Origin of the sequence: Marinobacterium marinum (genome assembly GCF_013868415.1) — a bacterium.
GTDB lineage: Bacteria > Pseudomonadota > Gammaproteobacteria > Pseudomonadales > Balneatricaceae > Marinobacterium > Marinobacterium marinum.
On the sequence record NZ_JACEMT010000035.1, the window covers coordinates 52,865 to 69,514 of the forward strand.

General features: G+C 58.4%; 17 protein-coding genes. 13 read left to right on the forward strand and 4 right to left on the reverse strand.

Translation table 11 applies throughout. From position 1 onward, the window contains the following. The first annotated feature begins 7 nt into the window (after nucleotides 1–7). From H1S06_RS03400 to H1S06_RS03460, 13 genes are all read left to right on the forward strand, one after another. Nucleotides 8–592 (forward strand): A24 family peptidase, encoded by a 585-nt coding sequence (locus H1S06_RS03400; RefSeq protein ID WP_181737250.1) that lies wholly within the window; start codon nucleotides 8–10, stop codon nucleotides 590–592. Next, nucleotides 589–1,980 (forward strand): AAA family ATPase, encoded by a 1,392-nt coding sequence (locus H1S06_RS03405; RefSeq protein WP_220183746.1) that lies wholly within the window; start codon nucleotides 589–591, stop codon nucleotides 1,978–1,980. The genes H1S06_RS03400 and H1S06_RS03405 overlap by 4 nt, the downstream gene beginning before the upstream one ends. Next, nucleotides 1,973–2,788 carry a Flp pilus assembly protein CpaB gene (cpaB, locus tag H1S06_RS03410; RefSeq protein ID WP_181737252.1) on the forward strand — a complete coding sequence of 272 codons (816 nt, stop codon included), beginning with the start codon at nucleotides 1,973–1,975 and terminating at the stop codon, nucleotides 2,786–2,788. Before H1S06_RS03405 ends, cpaB begins: the two co-directional genes overlap by 8 nt. Nucleotides 2,789–2,827: 39 nt before the next feature. Continuing rightward, nucleotides 2,828–4,378 carry a type II and III secretion system protein family protein gene (locus H1S06_RS03415; RefSeq protein WP_181737254.1) on the forward strand — a complete coding sequence of 517 codons (1,551 nt, stop codon included), beginning with the start codon at nucleotides 2,828–2,830 and terminating at the stop codon, nucleotides 4,376–4,378. Nucleotides 4,379–4,403: 25 nt separating this feature from the next. Beyond that, nucleotides 4,404–4,667 (forward strand): hypothetical protein, encoded by a 264-nt coding sequence (locus tag H1S06_RS03420; protein WP_181737257.1) that lies wholly within the window; start codon nucleotides 4,404–4,406, stop codon nucleotides 4,665–4,667. Between the two features lie 64 nt (nucleotides 4,668–4,731). Beyond that, nucleotides 4,732–6,084, forward strand: coding sequence for a pilus assembly protein TadG-related protein (locus tag H1S06_RS03425; RefSeq protein WP_181737259.1), 1,353 nt, complete (start codon nucleotides 4,732–4,734; stop codon nucleotides 6,082–6,084). Continuing rightward, the gene (locus tag H1S06_RS03430) at nucleotides 6,084–6,599 is read left to right on the forward strand and encodes a TadE/TadG family type IV pilus assembly protein (RefSeq protein WP_181737262.1); all 516 of its coding nucleotides are present in this window, start codon (nucleotides 6,084–6,086) and stop codon (nucleotides 6,597–6,599) included. The genes H1S06_RS03425 and H1S06_RS03430 overlap by 1 nt, the downstream gene beginning before the upstream one ends. Before the next feature lies 1 nt (nucleotide 6,600). Continuing rightward, complete coding sequence (locus H1S06_RS03435; RefSeq protein ID WP_181737264.1) at nucleotides 6,601–7,077, forward strand: TadE/TadG family type IV pilus assembly protein; 477 nt, start codon at nucleotides 6,601–6,603, stop codon at nucleotides 7,075–7,077. A gap of 10 nt (nucleotides 7,078–7,087) precedes the next feature. Next, complete coding sequence (locus H1S06_RS03440; protein ID WP_181737266.1) at nucleotides 7,088–8,329, forward strand: AAA family ATPase; 1,242 nt, start codon at nucleotides 7,088–7,090, stop codon at nucleotides 8,327–8,329. 3 nt (nucleotides 8,330–8,332) lie between these two features. Beyond that, nucleotides 8,333–9,727: a CpaF family protein gene (locus H1S06_RS03445; RefSeq protein ID WP_181737268.1), complete on the forward strand. Its 1,395-nt coding sequence runs from the start codon at nucleotides 8,333–8,335 to the stop codon at nucleotides 9,725–9,727. A gap of 11 nt (nucleotides 9,728–9,738) precedes the next feature. After that, nucleotides 9,739–10,728 carry a type II secretion system F family protein gene (locus tag H1S06_RS03450; RefSeq protein WP_181737270.1) on the forward strand — a complete coding sequence of 330 codons (990 nt, stop codon included), beginning with the start codon at nucleotides 9,739–9,741 and terminating at the stop codon, nucleotides 10,726–10,728. Between the two features lie 3 nt (nucleotides 10,729–10,731). Further along, the gene (locus H1S06_RS03455; protein ID WP_181737272.1) at nucleotides 10,732–11,694 is read left to right on the forward strand and encodes a type II secretion system F family protein; all 963 of its coding nucleotides are present in this window, start codon (nucleotides 10,732–10,734) and stop codon (nucleotides 11,692–11,694) included. Between the two features lie 57 nt (nucleotides 11,695–11,751). Continuing rightward, nucleotides 11,752–12,747: a tetratricopeptide repeat protein gene (locus H1S06_RS03460; RefSeq protein WP_181737274.1), complete on the forward strand. Its 996-nt coding sequence runs from the start codon at nucleotides 11,752–11,754 to the stop codon at nucleotides 12,745–12,747. A 19-nt stretch (nucleotides 12,748–12,766) separates the two neighbouring features. Here the strand turns inward: H1S06_RS03460 and H1S06_RS03465 are convergent, their stop codons facing one another. From H1S06_RS03465 to H1S06_RS03480, 4 genes are all read right to left on the reverse strand, one after another. Continuing rightward, nucleotides 12,767–13,942, reverse strand: coding sequence for a vWA domain-containing protein (locus H1S06_RS03465; RefSeq protein WP_181737277.1), 1,176 nt, complete (start codon nucleotides 13,940–13,942; stop codon nucleotides 12,767–12,769). Further along, a complete protein-coding gene (locus tag H1S06_RS03470; protein WP_181737279.1) occupies nucleotides 13,942–14,787 on the reverse strand; it encodes an AAA family ATPase in 846 nt (281 codons plus the stop codon). Before H1S06_RS03470 ends, H1S06_RS03465 begins: the two co-directional genes overlap by 1 nt. A 122-nt stretch (nucleotides 14,788–14,909) precedes the next feature. Then, a complete protein-coding gene (gene ppa, locus H1S06_RS03475; RefSeq protein WP_181737281.1) occupies nucleotides 14,910–15,443 on the reverse strand; it encodes an inorganic diphosphatase in 534 nt (177 codons plus the stop codon). A 98-nt stretch (nucleotides 15,444–15,541) separates the two neighbouring features. Then, nucleotides 15,542–16,513: a class 1 fructose-bisphosphatase gene (locus H1S06_RS03480; RefSeq protein WP_181737283.1), complete on the reverse strand. Its 972-nt coding sequence runs from the start codon at nucleotides 16,511–16,513 to the stop codon at nucleotides 15,542–15,544. Nucleotides 16,514–16,650: the final 137 nt, after the last annotated feature.

Here is a 16,650-nt window from a genome sequence, read left to right on the forward strand (position 1 = left end):
GGTTAACATGTTGCAACTTTATACATATGACTTGTCGACGCTCCTGTTGCTGTTGGTGCTGATACAGGCGGTGCTCATGGACTGGCGCCGCAACCGTATTCCCAATTGGTTGACCTTTGGTGCGCTGGCTCTGGGGCTGGTGCTGCACACGATATTTTTGCCCAGCCCGGAATGGTACGCCGGATTACAGGGTGCCGGAGTCGGGCTGGCCGTGTTGCTGCCGTTTTATCTGACCGGAGGCATGGGGGCCGGAGACGTGAAGCTGATGGCTGCCGTGGGCAGCCTGATCGGCCCTTCCGCCGTATTGACGGCAGGATGCTTTGCGCTGGTAATCGGTGGCTGCGTGGCTTTTTACATGGTGCTGCGCAGTGGTGAACTGGGCAATCAGTATCGCCGCTACCTGGTGATGATTTCGGCACGCACGCTGTTGCCGGCGGAGGCCGGATCGGTGGCGCGGCGTCGCTTTCCGTTTGCGATCTCCATTGCCGGCGGCGTCCTGATTCAACAGGGGCTGTTCGACAACAATCTGGAGTTTTACCACCTGACCACCGAACTGGGTTACCAACTGCAGGCGCTGGGGGTAATGCAATGAATGATGTAACCAACATCGGAGCCCCGCAGGGCCTCGACAACGACCTGTCCGTGCCGACGGCGGAGCTGCAGGCTCTGGTCGCCAGGCCTCTGGCTCTGGCCGACACGGGACTGAGCCGTCACTTCCTCACTGAACTGATGCTCAAGCATCTTTACGATGCCGGTTTACTGACGGCCAGGCAATTGATGCAGCGTCTGGCGCTGGCGGGGCCGGTACTGGAAGAGCTGATCGAGTTTCTGCGCAAGGAAGTGATGATTGATGTGCATGGGCAAGGCTTTGACAAGCGTGAGCTCAGCTATGGTCTGACGCAACGTGGCCGTGACACGGCCATTGATGCCTATGCCCGCAGCGGCTACCTGGGGCCGGCTCCGGTGCCGATCCAGCGGTATCGCGAGGTGGTGGCGGCTCAGACCGTACATCACACGCAGGTCACGGCCGGTACGCTGAACCGGGTCTTCTCCGGGGTGGTTCTCAAGGATGCCCTGAAGCAGCAACTGGGTCCGGCAATGAATTCCGGGCGTGCCATCTTTATCTATGGTCCTGCCGGGACCGGCAAGACCTATATCACGCAAAAGCTGACCGGACTGTTTACGGATACCTGTCTGATTCCCTACGCGATTTCGGTCAATGAGCAGGTCATCGCTCTGTTTGATCCCTTGCTGCACCAGCCGGTCGACAGCGCCGAACCCTCACCGAACCTGATGTTGAACCAGGGGCATGATCCGCGCTTTGTGCGCTGCAAGCGCCCTGAGGTGGTGACCGGCGGCGAACTGGGCATGGATATGCTGGAAGTGCATTTCAACCCGGTGACCAAGGAGTATCAGGCTCCCCTGCAGCTGAAGGCCAACAACGGCATCTTCATCATTGACGACATGGGGCGCCAGCGTGCGACGCCGATGGAGATATTCAACCGCTGGATCGTACCGATGGAAGAAAAGCAGGACTACCTGACACTGGGGGCCGGACGTCATTTCCAGACGCCTTTCGACCAGATACTGGTGTTCTCCTCCAACATCAATCCTCTGGATCTGGCCGACGAGGCGTTTCTGCGTCGTATTGGCTACAAGATCTATTTCGGCTTTCTGCAAGCCGACGAATATGGCCGGATCTGGCAACAGGTCTGCGCCGAGAAGGGAATTCGCTTTGATCCCGCCCTGCTGGAGTTTGCACTGACTCAGCTGCATGCCGGGCATCAGGTGGGGCTGCGTCCCTGCCACCCTAGGGATCTGCTGGGCATGGCGCAGGATCGCGTGCGTTACATGGACGGCGATGCCGCCGTTCTGGATATCGAGTCTCTGACCTGGGCCTGGGACAGCTACTTCGTCAGCTTGAATGCCGAAGTGGAAATGTCCTCGACCACCCTGAACAGGAGGAATGACCATGTTTAAGGGCAGAACACTGCTACTGCTGACCCTGTCGGTGCTGTTGGCCGCCGGGGCTGCCGTTTATACCAATGCCTGGCTGAAGCAGCAATTGCCGGGCAGTACCGCCGTCGCCGCCGAGGGAACCCCCGTCGTGTATGCGGCGATGGATATTCCCTATGGCCAGCCGATCGAGCGCCGGCATCTGAAAATCAAGGCGATGCCGGATGATCTGGTGCCCGCCAACAGTATTGCCGACCCGGCGGAAGTGGAAGGCATGGTGTCGCTGCAGGACATTCTGGCCGGTGATGCGCTGCGCCGAGAGCGTCTCAGTGATCATAAAGAAGGTGCGACATTGGCCGCCCTGATCGACCCGGAAAAACGCGCCTTTACCGTACGCGTGAATGATGTGGTCGGTGTCGCCGGTTTCCTGTTGCCGGGCAACCATGTCGATATCATCGCCACGAAAAACGAGGGCAAGACGGTCAAGGCCAAAACCGTGCTGCGGGATATCAAGGTGCTGGCAGTCGACCAGAAGGCGCGTACGGACAAGAACGATCCGGTTGTGGTGCGGGCAGTTACGCTGGAACTGACCCCGCAGGAGTCGGAAGAGCTGGCGCGGGCCCGAGAAGAAGGGCGCATCCAGCTGACGCTGAGAAACCCGGTGACGGAAGAGTTGCCGCTGCAGGTCGCTGAAGAAGCGCCGGTCAGTGAGCCGGTACCTGTTCCGGCACCGGTGCCGACGAAAAAGCCCCAGGCTCCGCGTTACAGTGCGCCGCCTTCGGTGATCGTGATCAAGGGTGTGGACTGGGAGCGCAAGCGGGTGCCCATGTAGTCGGGGTGCTCACCGCCAGGTGATTGAGGAGATCGGATTATGGCTAAACAACAAGAACACTACACAGCCGACAGTCGTCAGAATGTCGGGGCACGAGAAGGGACCTTGCCGGTCCTGCTGCTGGCCCTGCTGATGCTGGTACTGATGTTGATGAGCGGTCTCGCCGGGGCTGCCACTGTGCAGGCCGGTGCGGATACCACCATTGAGCGTCTGACCGTGCCCTTGTTCAAGTCCCGCATCGTGCAGTTGAAGGGACCGGTACACAAGGTATCGATTGGCAATGAAGAGATTGCCGATATTCTGGTGATGCGTTCCCAGCAGATTTACGTGTTGGGCAAGGGGGTGGGTACCACCAATGTGCTGCTTTGGGACAAGCGCAACCAGTTGACGGCCTCTATCGATGTGGAAGTTACCCCGGATGTGAACAGTCTGAAAGCCAAACTGTATGAAATGGCACCGGGGGAAAATATTCGCGTCAACTCGGCCCAAAATTCCATTCTGCTGAGTGGCGAGGTGTCCAACGTGGGCACCATGGATATGGCGGTTCGACTGGCGGACAGCTTCCTGCCGAATTCCGATGGCGAGGGTGCCAGGGGCGGGGAAGTGGTTAATCTGCTCAAGGTGGGCGGCTCGCAGCAGGTCATGCTTAAAGTGACCGTGGCAGAAATGTCACGCAGCGTGATGAAGCGACTGGGCGTCAAGTTTCACGCGCTGGATACCCGTGATGATCACTGGAGCCTGGGCGGCACCTCGACCGGTGGCCAGTTCGGGTTGACGTCGGATGCCTCTCTCAATCCGATCACGGCGGCGGGCAAGGCGATTTTTGCCCAGTACGTCGACAGTAACCTGCTGTTCCAGCTGGCCTTTGATGCTGCCAAGGAAAACGGCAGTGCCAAGGTGCTGGCGGAACCGACACTGACCACACTCACCGGTCAGGAAGCCGAGTTTCTGTCAGGGGGCGAATTTCCCATCCCGGTTCCGAATGAAAACGGCATCACCATCGAGTTCAAGGAATTCGGGGTCGGGCTGAAGTTTCTGCCCGTGGTGCTGGACTCGGGCACCATCAACCTCAGCTTGAACGTAAGCGTCAGTGAGCTGACCGGCATGAATTCGGTCAGTAATACCGTCGGCTCGGGCAGTGCCTATTTTGTTCCGGCCCTGACCCGACGCAGCGCCCGCTCTACGGTGGAGCTGGGGGACGGCCAGACCATCGGCATCGCCGGTTTGATCAACGAGAGTACGCGTGAAGCGGTCAACAAGTTTCCGGGCCTTGGTGATGTACCTGTATTGGGCCAGCTGTTTCGCAGCTCCGAGTTTGAAAAAGGGGAATCGGAACTGGTGATTCTGGTAACGCCGACCCTGGCTCAGCCTTTCAAGAATGAAGGGTTGAAACTGCCCGGTGACGGTTTTGTTGAGCCGACCGATGCGGAGTTCTATCTGCTGGGGCGTACACGAGGTACATCTCGAACTGTGGCCGGAACACAGTTGACGGCTGCCGAGGCTATGGCGGCCGAACCCGAGGCCGACAGCGTCAGAGTATTCCCGATGAACGATGGCAGTGAGTCGACTTTCGGCCACAGCATCGAATAACCCGGACCCGAGAGGAGAAGCTGTCATGAACACTCAATACTGGATTCTGATCACTCTGGCGACCGGGCTGCTGGTTTCAGGCTGCAACATTAACCCGCCACACCCGCCGCAAGGGCAGGCCGTCGACGCCATGATGCAGGTGCAGACACACAACCCGAATGCCGCCGATCAGCATGGTCCTTTGCGGCTGGATGGAGAGAAGGCTCACAAGGTGATTACCGGTTATCGCGGCCAGGCGGAAAGCGCCTCTGGTGTGGCCGGTGATATTGAAATCAACATCGGCAACTAGGCAGTCAAAAGCCGTACAAAACCATTCGGAGCCGGATTCAGGCCGGCTTTGAAAGGAGGCGAATATGCAACGCCGAATCGAACAGTTGAAGCGCTACAACCGGCAGCAGGGTGCCGTCATGGTACTGGTTGTCGTGGCGCTGCTGGCCCTGATTGCGATGGCCGGTCTGGCCATGGATGGCGGACATCTGCTGCTGAACAAGACCCGGTTGCAAAATGCGGTGGATGCGGCGGCACTGAGTGCGGCGAGAACAGTGGCCGACTTTCCGGAAGATACATCCCTGGCAACCATTCACGCCGCAGCTGAAACCTCGGCGCTGGCAACGTTCTTGAGCAACCTGGGACTGGCTGACAATCATGAGTTGCAGCAGGCCTATGGCGAAGGGGAAACACCGTTAAAGGTGGAGTTTTCGACGACATTGAATCCCTTCACGGATGCGGCGGACGGTTCTCCTTATGTGCGTGTTACCGCACTGAATCTGCCGTTGGAGGTCTGGCTGTTGCAAGTTGTGGGCTTTGCGGACAAGGAGGTCAGCGCCAGTGCCGTGGCCGGACCGATCGGTCTGAATGCCAACACCTGTGATCTGTTGCCGATACTGGCCTGTGGCTGTGACAGCAATGGGACGGCTACACCGGATAATCCGGCGGATGACTGCGGGCCGGATGACGGCAACTATTTTGGCTATGTCGATAACGGCAATAACGATATCAGTAGCCTGGACGATGTCAGTGTCATCAAGCTGGCCGGTGGCAGCGGTACGGATGTGGGGCCGGGCAACTTTCGGTTACTGCGCCTGGATGGCACCGGGGGCGGTGATCTGCGTGAGGCGCTGGCCGGGACCGCCAACCAGTGCAGCAGCATTGGTGACGACCAGGCAGCGGATACCGAACCGGGTAACAAATCGGGCCCGGTCGGGCAGGGGCTGAATACCCGCCTGGGGATTTACAGCGGTCCTATCGGGCCGGATCAGGCCCCGGCCGATGTGGTGGTCGACTATGACGGCGATAACCGGCTGGTACTGGACGGGCTGGATGGCAATGGTCGTCCCATTGTGCACCGTGCCGATGGCAGTACCAGCACGGAAGGGTTGTTCGACTATCAGGATTACCTGGACAGTCCTGCCTATGCTGACGGCTGCCTGGATGGTGAAGCCTGTGGGCGGCGTGAGCTGGTGCTGCCTATCGGTGATTGCACGGGGACAACGACCGGGACCAGTCAGGACGTATATATCTACACCGTAGGCTGTTTCTTCCTGATGCAGGATGTTGGGGTCGGGGGCGACGCTGAAGTATTTGGACAGTTCTATTCCGAGTCGGAAGGCTGTGACGCCATAGGAACCTTCACCAGTACACCGGCCGATCCCAATACGGTTTTCAAAATAGTGCTCTTTCGAGACACCGATAGTGGAGATTCGTGATGATGCCGCTATCCGATGCCATTGCCATGCGACACCAGAAAGGTCTGGCGGTTGTTGAAATCACGCTGGTGTTGCCCCTGTTGCTGTTGCTGATGCTGGCGACGGCCGAGATTGGCCGCATGCTGTATCAGTACAACACCCTGACCCAGGCGCAGCGTAGTGGTGCTCGCCTGCTGGCAACCCAACTGAACTACGGCCAGCAGCTGGTGTTGAACGTCTGTCCCGTAACGACAGCCTCAGGGACGCCCTTGCCGGACAATCTGGAGACCCGTGCTCGTAATCTGATCGTGTACGGTGCCGAGCCGGGCGGTGACGAACCTGTGTTGCCCGGGTTGACTGCGGCGGACGTCAGCTTTTGCGCCGTGCCGGGCCTGAGTGAGGTACAGGTGCATGTTCAGTACGATTATTCACCCATGCTGTTCAGCCAGTTGCCGACCTTCGGCCTGAGCGACCCTGTCGATATCGACTTTACGCTACACAGTTCGATCAGCATGCGTGTATTGGGGGGGAGCTGAGATGGTCAGACAAGCCATGTTGAAGCGACAACAGGGTCTCACAAGCGTTGAGTTTGCGCTGGCGGGAACGGTGCTGTTTATCGTGCTGTTTGGCCTGATTGAACTGGGACGACTGCTGTTTACCTGGAATGTGCTGGATGAAGCGACCCGCCGGGCGGCACGCCTGGCCGTGGTGTGTCCGGTGACGACAGAAGGGCAGTTATTTGCCCGTGAACAGGGCGCCTTTGGCGGCACTTTACTGCCGCAGTTCACGGCGGCGAACGTCGCCATTCGCTATCTGCAGGAGGACGGCAGCACACCGGCAACCTCGACCTCCAATACCTACTACGTACAGTCTGCCATTGTCGGTTACAGCCACCAGATGCTGATTCCCTTTTTCGATATTTCGTTGGATGCGCTGGATTTTGTCACCACCTTGCCGGCGGAAAGCCTGGGGGTGCATCCGGTAGCGGCCGGAGCCCCTCCCTGTGGGAGCTAGGAGAACGACCATGTTGAAACAAAACCATCTGTATGAAGTGAAAACGCCACCAAGCGTCAGCCATGAAAAGGCGTTCTCGATTTTGATTGCCAGCCGTTCGGCGGAGGCATTAACACAGCTGAAGTCTGCTCTGAGCCTGATGCCCGCCGGAGTGAAAATCAACTGCCGCCTGATCAGTAATGGCCATTCCGATCCCTTACATGGGCTGGAAAAATTGCCGGACTTGCTGATTTTTCGAGTGGGTGACTGCTGGCAGGCCGAGCTGGAGTCGCTGTGCGCCCGCCCACCGGAGACGCGGGTACCGATGCTGGTGGTCAGTACGGAAGCTCAGTCATCGGCTATGCGGTTGTCGATGAAGGCAGGTGCTCGCGACTTCTTTCCCGAGCCGCTGGAAGACGGCGAGCTGCTGCGGGTTGTCGACCAGTTGTATCGCGAAAACCGGGATCAGCTCAGTTCGCTCAACACTCATCTGACCGTTGTCATGAACGCCAAGGGCGGATCGGGAGCCAGCCTGATCGCCACCAATCTGGCGCATCAGTTGGCGTCGGCGGGCAAGCGCAAGGTCGTGCTGGTCGATCTGGATCTGCAATTCGGCTCACTGTCGCATTACCTGGATCTCAAGCCGCAACGCGGCATCAAGCAGGCGCTGGATAATGTGGAAGACCTGGATGGCCTGGCGTTGGAGGGGTATCTGACGCGTCATGTCAGCGGGCTCAAAATACTGAGCTCCGAGTCGGACCGTCTGCTGCTGAGCGATGAAGTGTCCAGCGATCAATTGATGCAGCTGTTCCGGCTGCTGGCCAAGGAACATCAGCATCTGGTAGTGGACCTGCCGCGCCAGATTGATCTGGTCACCTCCACGGTTCTGGAACAGGCGGATCAGATTGTGCTGACGCTGCAGCAGGGTATTACCTACTTGCGTGACGCAGCCCGGCTGATCGAAGTGATGCGCCGGGATCTGGATATTCCCGACCACCGGATTCTGGTGGTGGTGAACCGCTACGACAAGGCTTCACCGATCACGCTGGCGGAAGTGTCCAAGGCGCTCAAGCATCAGCCAATCGTGACCGTGCCCAACGACTACAAGCACGTCAGTGAAGCGCTGAACAACGGTATGCCGTTACTGGATATCGCCCGCCGGGCTCCGATCAGCCGGGCTCTGCACGGGCTCAGCGAGGAGGTCACCGGGGGCAGGAGCCCGGCGCGTCCGGGGCTGCTGGGGAAACTGTTCCATCTGGTCAAGGGGGACTGAATCATGTCACTGCTGAGTAATCGATTGAATCGTCTGCGGGTTGCCGAAGTGGTTGAACTGAAACAGACAGCCGAAGCCGAGGAGGCTACACAGGAGTCGGCACCGGAGCGCCCGCCACTGATGATTGAAACCCTGTCCACGGCGGAGCTGGATTGCAAGCAGCAGTTGCACCGGGAACTGCTCAAGCGCATGGATCTGTCGCTGATCGACAGCCTGGATGAGGCCGAGGCGCGGCGTCAGATCGGTGATCTCTGTCGCCAGCTGATGGAGGAGCTGGCGGTTCCGTTCAGTACCCAGTCGCGTCAGAAAATCATGAAGCTGATCGAAGACGAGATCATGGGACTGGGGCCGCTGGAGCCGCTGCTGGATGACAAGACCATTTCCGATATTCTGGTCAATGGGCCCGACTCCATCTATGTGGAGCGTTTCGGCAAGCTGGAACACTGCCCGGTCAGTTTCAGCAGTCAGGGGCATCTGATGAATACCATCGACCGTATCGTGTCCAGTGTCGGACGGCATATCGATGAGTCGTCTCCGATGGTGGATGCCCGGCTCAAGGACGGATCTCGTGTCAACGTGATCATTCCGCCGCTGGCACTGGACGGGCCGCAGATCTCGATTCGCCGTTTTATGGTGGAGCTGCTGTCGATGCAGAATCTGGTTGAGCTGGGATCGGTCGACGCCAAGGTCGCCCCGGTACTGGAGGGGATCGTCAAGGCTCGGTTGAATATCCTGATTTCGGGCGGGACCGGCTCAGGCAAAACCACCATGCTCAATATTCTGTCCGGCTACATTCCGCACGACGAGCGTATTGTCACCATTGAAGACTCGGCCGAGCTGCAGCTGCAGCAGCCTCATGTGGTACGCCTTGAAACCCGGCCTCCTAACATTGAAGGGCGAGGCGAGGTGACCCAGCGTGAGCTGGTCAAGAACAGTCTGAGGATGCGTCCGGATCGAATCGTACTGGGCGAAGTGCGTGGCGGTGAAACACTCGACATGCTGCAGGCGATGAATACCGGCCATGACGGTTCACTGACCACTATCCACGCCAACAGTGCCCGTGATGCGCTGGGACGTATTGAAAACATGGTGGCGATGACCGGTATCAGCTTTCCTACCAAGGCGTTGCGGGCACAGATCGCCTCGGCGATCGATGTGGTATTGCAGGTGACGCGTCTGGAGGATGGACGCCGCAAGCTGGTCAGTATTCAGGAGATCAACGGCATGGAGGGCGACATTATCACCATGTCCGAGCTGTTTACCTTCGAGCGTCAGGGGGTGGACGAGAAGGGCAATGTTCTGGGGCGGTTCAAGGCCACAGGCATCGTACCGGGCTTTCACAAGCGCTTGGCTCAGCGCGGTATTGAAATACCGACCGCGCTGTTCGAGCCCGAATAGGAGGCAAGACAATGAACCTGCAACTGGAATCCACGGAAATTGTTGTCATTCTGGCGCTGGTGTTCATCTCGGTCTTTATTCTGCTGGCCAGTCTGTCCATTCCTGTGTTCGGTGAACAGAAAAAGGTGCGCAGGCGGTTGCAGCAGCGTCTGGGTGAAATCACGCCCGAGTCGGGGCAGCCCTCAATCGGCAGCCTGTTGCGTGCGCGCTACCTGAAAAAACTGAACCCTCTGGAGCGGCAGCTTGAGTCGCTGCCGGGCATGGAGTCCCTGGCTCGTCTGATCGAGCAGTCAGGCAGCAAGGTGATGGCGTACAAAGTGGTGGTGCTGTCCTTGTTGCTGAGCGCCGCAGGCTTCGCCCTGTTGCTGTTTGTAACGAAATACTGGCCGGTGGCATTGGCTGTGGCGGCTGTGCTGATTGTGGCTCCTTACCTGCGCCTGCTGTACCTGCGCCAGAAGCGGATGCTGGAGTTCGAGGCTCAGTTGCCGGAAGCGATCGACATTATCAAGCGCGCGCTGCTGACCGGACACCCGTTCAGTGAATCTCTGAACCTGGTTGCCGAGGGGCTGGAAGGTCCCGTTTCACTGGAGTTCGGCATCACTTATTCCGACTTGAGTTACGGCTCCGACCTGCGTCGGGCGATGCTGGGATTGCTGGAGCGAGTGCCCAGTGTGACGCTGATGGCGTTTGTGACGGCAGTGCTGGTGCAAAAGGAAACCGGGGGGAATCTGGCCGAGATACTGAGCAATATCGGCTCGGTGATTCGCGGGCGTTTTCGTTTCCAGCGCCGCGTGAAAACCCTGTCTGCCGAGGGGCGCCTGTCGGCCTGGATTCTGATGCTGGTGCCCTTTGGTCTGTTTGGCCTGATCTATTTCACTACGCCGGGGTATATGGAAACGCTGGTGCGATCCGAGCGCGGCCATCAGCTGATCATGATCAGTTTTGTCCTGATGCTAGTGGGGGCGCTCTGGATCCGACGCCTGCTGAGAATCGAGGTGTGAACGATGGAAATTCTACTGGAACTGATTAATGAACATATCGGCAATGCGGTCTATGTCCGTTATATCGTGATCGGACTGGTCGCGGCGGCAGCACTGGTGTTCGGGCTGAGTCTTACGGTCTTGGTCAGCGGTATGGCCGCTCCGTTCCGTCATCGGGTACGGGCGCTGACGGCCGAGCCGGGGCATCGCCATGACAGTGGCGGCGGTACCCGGGTGTTGTCATCGCTGGACCCGCTGACACGGCACCTGTTGCCGGGCAAGGACTGGGACAAAAGCCGGTTGCACGCCAAGCTGGTCCATGCCGGATTCCGTGCGCCCAACGCCATGAGTTCGCTGTATGCCCTGAAAGTGCTGCTGGCCATTAGCCTGCTAATGTTGACTTGGCTGGCAACCAGCTTCAATCCGAAGCTTGCCGTGGACAAGGTGCTGATGATCTGTGCGGGGGCGACCTATGTCGGCTATATCCTGCCCAACATGGTGCTGGATCATCTGGCCGGGCGGCGCAAGCGGGCGATCCGTAACGGTTTTCCTGATGCGCTGGACCTGTTGGTGGTGTGTGTGGAATCGGGGCTCGGGTTGACCGCTGCTCTTCAGCGCGTGGGGCAGGAGCTTGACGTCAGTCATCCCGAATTGTCCCAGGAGCTGCATCTGGTCAACGTGGAAATACGGGCCGGGGTCAATCGTATCGAAGCCTTGAAGGGGATGGCACAGCGTACCGGTGTCGAGGATATTCGTGGCCTGGTCGCACTGCTGGACCAAAGCGTCCGCTTCGGCAGCAGTATTGCCGAGACGCTCAGGGTGTATTCGGAGGAGTTTCGCGACAAGCGTATGCAGGCGGCGGAGGAGCAGGCTGCGAAGATTGGTACAAAAATGATTTTTCCACTGACCTTCTGCATTTGGCCCGGTTTTTTTGTAGTCGCTGTAGGGCCGGCTATTTTGAAAGTGCTTGAGGTGTTTGGTCGTTAAACGTCGATAAGGTGGCGCGCCATGCTCACGAGAGCGACCGCCACGGGAGGAGCTATCATGAGTACACGAACAGGAGATCGTTTCATCGGAGCTGGCGTACTGGTGCTGCTGTTGCTGCTTGGCGGCTGTGCCGGTCAGTCCACCATGGATGCCGACATGGCCGATGGCGGAAACGAGGCGTTTTACGAGGGCAAACCTGTCGCCGTGTATGCGGGGCTGCCCCGCGCCGATACAGCCCGGCAGGGCGTCATCATGGGAGATCAGGCGCTGGCGCGGGGCGATACGGATGAAGCCCTGTATCACTATGTACAGGCGCTGGAGTTGAACGATGAGAGTGCCATGGCATATTTCCGTATTGGCCAGATCCATTTGGGGCGGGACAACGAGCAGCTGGCATCTCTGGCGCTGCGCAGTGTGTTACGTATCGATCCCGAGCATATCGGCGCTCTGACGGCGTTGGGGGTGTTGCACCTGAAGCATAACCGCTATGCCGACGCCACAGATGATCTGAACCGGGCGGTGGCGCTGGACCGACAGCGTTTCGATGCTGATGAGGAGCAGAACTTCGATGCGCGCTCTCCCGCCAGAGCCTATAACGGGTTGGGGGTATTGGCCGATTTGGACGGCAACACCACTGAAGCACAGCGACTGTATCGGATCTCCCTGAGCATTCGACCGGCTGCAGCGGACACGCTGAACAATCTGGGTTACTCCTATTATCTGGATTCGCGCTGGCAGGAGGCCGGGGTGGAGTTTCGCAAGGCACTGGAAGTCACGTCCGATTTTGAACAGGCATGGCGCAATCTGGGGTTGGTTTACACCCGGCAGCAGCGCTATCTGGCGGCGTTGAACGCTCTGGAGCAGGTTATGGATACGGCCCAGGCACACAATGATATTGGCTATGTCTGCATGCTGGATGGCCGTTATGCGTTGGCGAAGCAGTACTTCGAGAAGGCGCTGACCCTGTCGCCGACCTTCTACCCGAAAGCGCAGGCCAACCTGACCTATGTGGAACGCCTGGAGGAATCGGCACGGCAACAGGCCGTCCGTTGATATCGGGGCCGGTCTCCGCTCAGCGTGACAGGTAGCGGATGCCGGCTTCTATACCTTCCAGTGTCAGCGGATACATGTGGTTGTCCAGCTGCTGTTGAATCATCTGAGTGCTGTGTGTGTAGTTCCAGTAGCGCTCGGAAGCGGGGTTGAGCCAGATGACCTTGTCCCAGGTATCCAGAATGCGCTGCAACCAAAGCTGCCCCGGTTCTTCGTTCATGTGCTCGACACTGCCGTAACGGTCAATCAGCTCATAGGGTGACATGGCGGCATCACCGATGAAGATTACGCGGTAGTCACGTCCATAGGTGTGTAGTACATCCAGCGTTGGGATCGCCTCATCATAACGGCGGCGGTTGTCGCGCCAGACCTTTTCGTACACGCAGTTGTGAAAGTAAAAATACTCCAGGTGCTTGAATTCGGTGCGAGCGGCGGAGAACAGCTCTTCGCAGGTGCGGATGAACGGATCCATGGAGCCGCCCACATCGAGAAACAGAAGAACTTTGGCGGCGTTGTGACGTTCGGGCACCATTTTCAGATCCAGCAGTCCCGCATTGCGGGCGGTGGAGCGGATGGTGTCATCCAGGTCCAGCTGGTCGGCGGCGCCGGTACGAGCGAATTTGCGCAGCTTGCGCAGGGCGACCTTGATGTTGCGGGTGCCCAACTCCACACTGTCGTCCAGATTGCGAAACTCCCGCTTCTCCCAGACTTTTACCGCGCGTTTGTGTTTGCTTTCGCCGCCGATACGAATCCCTTCCGGGTTGTAGCCGCTGTGACCGAAGGGAGAGGTACCGCCGGTCCCCACCCATTTGTTGCCGCCGGAGTGGCGTTCCTGCTGCTCTTCCAGACGCTGTTTCAGCGTATCCAGCAGTTTGTCCAGCCCTCCCAGTGCTTCGATCTGTGCCTTTTCCTCGTCACTGAGCTGTTTGAGAAAGTCGCTGTCGAGCCAGTGTGATGGAATCAGGGCATCGGTGATGTCGCCCTGGGCCTGCAGACCTTCGAAATACTGGCCGAAGGCGCGGTCGAAGCGATCATAGTATTTTTCATCCTTGACCATGCAGGCACGAGCAAGCAGGTAGAAGTCGTTCACATCCAGGCAGGCTACGCGCTGCTCCAGTGCGCCGATCAGGTCGAGCAGCTCGCGCAGCGACACCGGAACCTGTCCCTGGCGCAGATGGGTGAACAGGTTGATCAGCATTAGCGTGCTCCGCGGCGGGTCATGAAGGCCAGGCGCTGCAACATGTGTACATCCTGCTCGTTTTTCAGCAGCGCGCCGTACAGCGGCGGCATGGCGCTGGCCGGGTCCCGGTTTGCCAGCACATCGGTGGGAATGCGGTCGGCCAGCAGCAGTTTGAGCCAGTCGATCAGCTCGGATGTGGACGGTTTCTTTTTCAGCCCCGGCACGTCACGCAGACGGAAGAAAATCTCCAGTGCCTCGCGCACCAGTTTCTGCTCGATCTGCGGGAAGTGAACGTCGACGATGGACTTCAGGGTATCCGAGTCAGGGAAGGCGATGTAATGGAAGAAGCAACGGCGCAGGAAGGCGTCCGGCAGCTCTTTCTCGTTGTTACTGGTGATGATCACGATGGGGCGTTTTCTGGCGGCAATGCGTTCGCCGGTCTCGTAGACATCGAACTCCATCTTGTCGAGTTCGGTCAGCAGATCGTTGGGGAACTCGATATCGGCCTTGTCGATTTCGTCGATCAGCAGTACGACCTGTTCGTCGGCGTCGAATGCTTGCCAGAGCATGCCCTTGCGGATGTAGTTGGCGATATCATGAACGCGATCGTCACCCAGCTGGGAATCACGCAGGCGCGAAACGGCATCGTACTCGTACAGTCCCTGCTGGGCCTTGGTGGTGGATTTGACGTGCCAGCGCAGCAGCGGTTTGCCCAGCGCGGCGGCCAGCTCCTCGGCCAACATGGTTTTGCCGGTGCCGGGTTCACCCTTGACCAGCAGCGGGCGTTGCAGGGTGATGGCGGCATTGACGGCCATCTGCAGATCATCGGTGGCAACGTAACGGTCGGTACCTGAGAACTTCATCGGTTTCCCTGTCTGTTTTTATAGGACAGAGGGCAGTGTATCAGATCGGGCAGGGCAAAAAAGGGAGGTCGGGAGAGGGGAGCAGGGAGATGCGAGCGGGCGCATCTCCCCGACGAGCAGCCTTACTTGGCCGCTTCGTACGCAGCAGCGGATTTTACGATCTCGGCACGGGCAGCGTCAGCGTTGGCCCAGCCTTCGACCTTGACCCACTTGCCTTTTTCGAGCGTTTTGTAGTTCTCGAAGAAGTGTGAGATCTGGTCTTTGGTCAGCTGCGGGATATCGTCAACATCCTGGATGTCGTTGTATGCCTGGCTCAGCTTTTCGTGCGGAACGGCAACCAGCTTGGCGTCGCCACCGGCTTCGTCGGTCATGTTCAAGACACCAACCGGACGGCAACGGATAACGGAACCGGTCATGATCGGATGCGGCGTCAGAACCAGCACGTCCAGGGGATCGCCATCGTCTGCCAGAGTGTTGTTGATGTAGCCGTAGTTGGCCGGGTAGAACATCGGCGCAGCCATGAAGCGGTCAACGAAGATCGCGTCAGCGTCTTTGTCGATTTCGTACTTGACCGGGGAGCTCTCCGCCGGAATTTCGATGATCACATAGAGGTCATTCGGCAGTTCTTTGCCGGCAGGGACTTTCTCAAAGCTCATGAGCTGTTTTCCTGTTATCGGTTACAAGGACAGATCGGATAGCGGACCGCAGTATAAACGTCACTGCCATCCGCTGGAATACGACTTACCGCTGAAAATCAGCAGTTGCAATGGTACTCGAGAAGCGATTCCACTTCCTCTTTGGAGCCCAGGGCAACGGATACGCGCTGGTGAATATGGTCCGGCTCCACATCGAGAATGTCATGGTAGCAGGTGGTGGAAAGGCCGCCGGCCTGCTCGATCAGAAGGCTCATCGGGTTACCTTCGTACATCAGGCGCAGCTTGCCCGGCTTGGATGGATCACGCGAATCCCAGGGATAGCTGAACAGACCGCCACGGGTCAGGACACGGTGTACTTCCGCGACCATGGAAGCGATCCAGCGCATGTTGTAGTTCTTGCCACGGGGACCTTCTTCCCCTTTGAGCAGGTCGCCGATGTAGTTGCGCATCTGCGGCTCCCAGAAGCGGTGGTTCGACATGTTGATGGCGAACTCGCGGGTCTGGTTCGGAATCTGCACCTGTTCACGGGTCAGCAGGAAATCACCGGTGTGTGCCAGCGTAAACATGTTCACGCCCTTGCCGGTGGTCAGTGCCAGCACGGCGGACGGACCATACAGCACGTAACCGGCGGCAACCTGTTTGCGACCGGCCTGAAGGAAGATATCCACGGACTGCTCGGGCGTATCGGCCGGCGCTTCCAGAATGGAAAAGATGGTGCCGACCGAAACGTTAATATCGATGTTGGAGGAACCGTCCAGCGGATCGAAGGTCACCAGGAAGCGGCCGTCGGGGTTGCCGAAGACGGGCTCGTCCTCTTCTTCGGATGCGATGCCGCGTACCAGCGGGTTGTCCAGCAGAACCTTCTTCAGGACATCGTTGGAGATAACATCCAGTTTTTTCTGGGTTTCTCCCTGCACATTGGTGTCTTCGGTCGTGCCCAGTACACCGGCCAGAGCGCCTTCACGCAGTTGCAGGGCGATCTCCTTACAGGCGATCATCAGGGTGTCGATCAGTTCGACGAGTTCGGAATCGGTGTTGTTGTGTTTCAGGTGGTTGCTGAGCAGCTGCATGGGTGAATTCGGCCTTTGGTTTGATCCGCTGAAAAAGACAATTGGATTGTACGCCATTGAGGGGTGTTTTGCATGACCCGCAGTGGTGCGGTTTTCGTGTCAATGACCTGATATGATGGATCAATCCCCAAACAGAA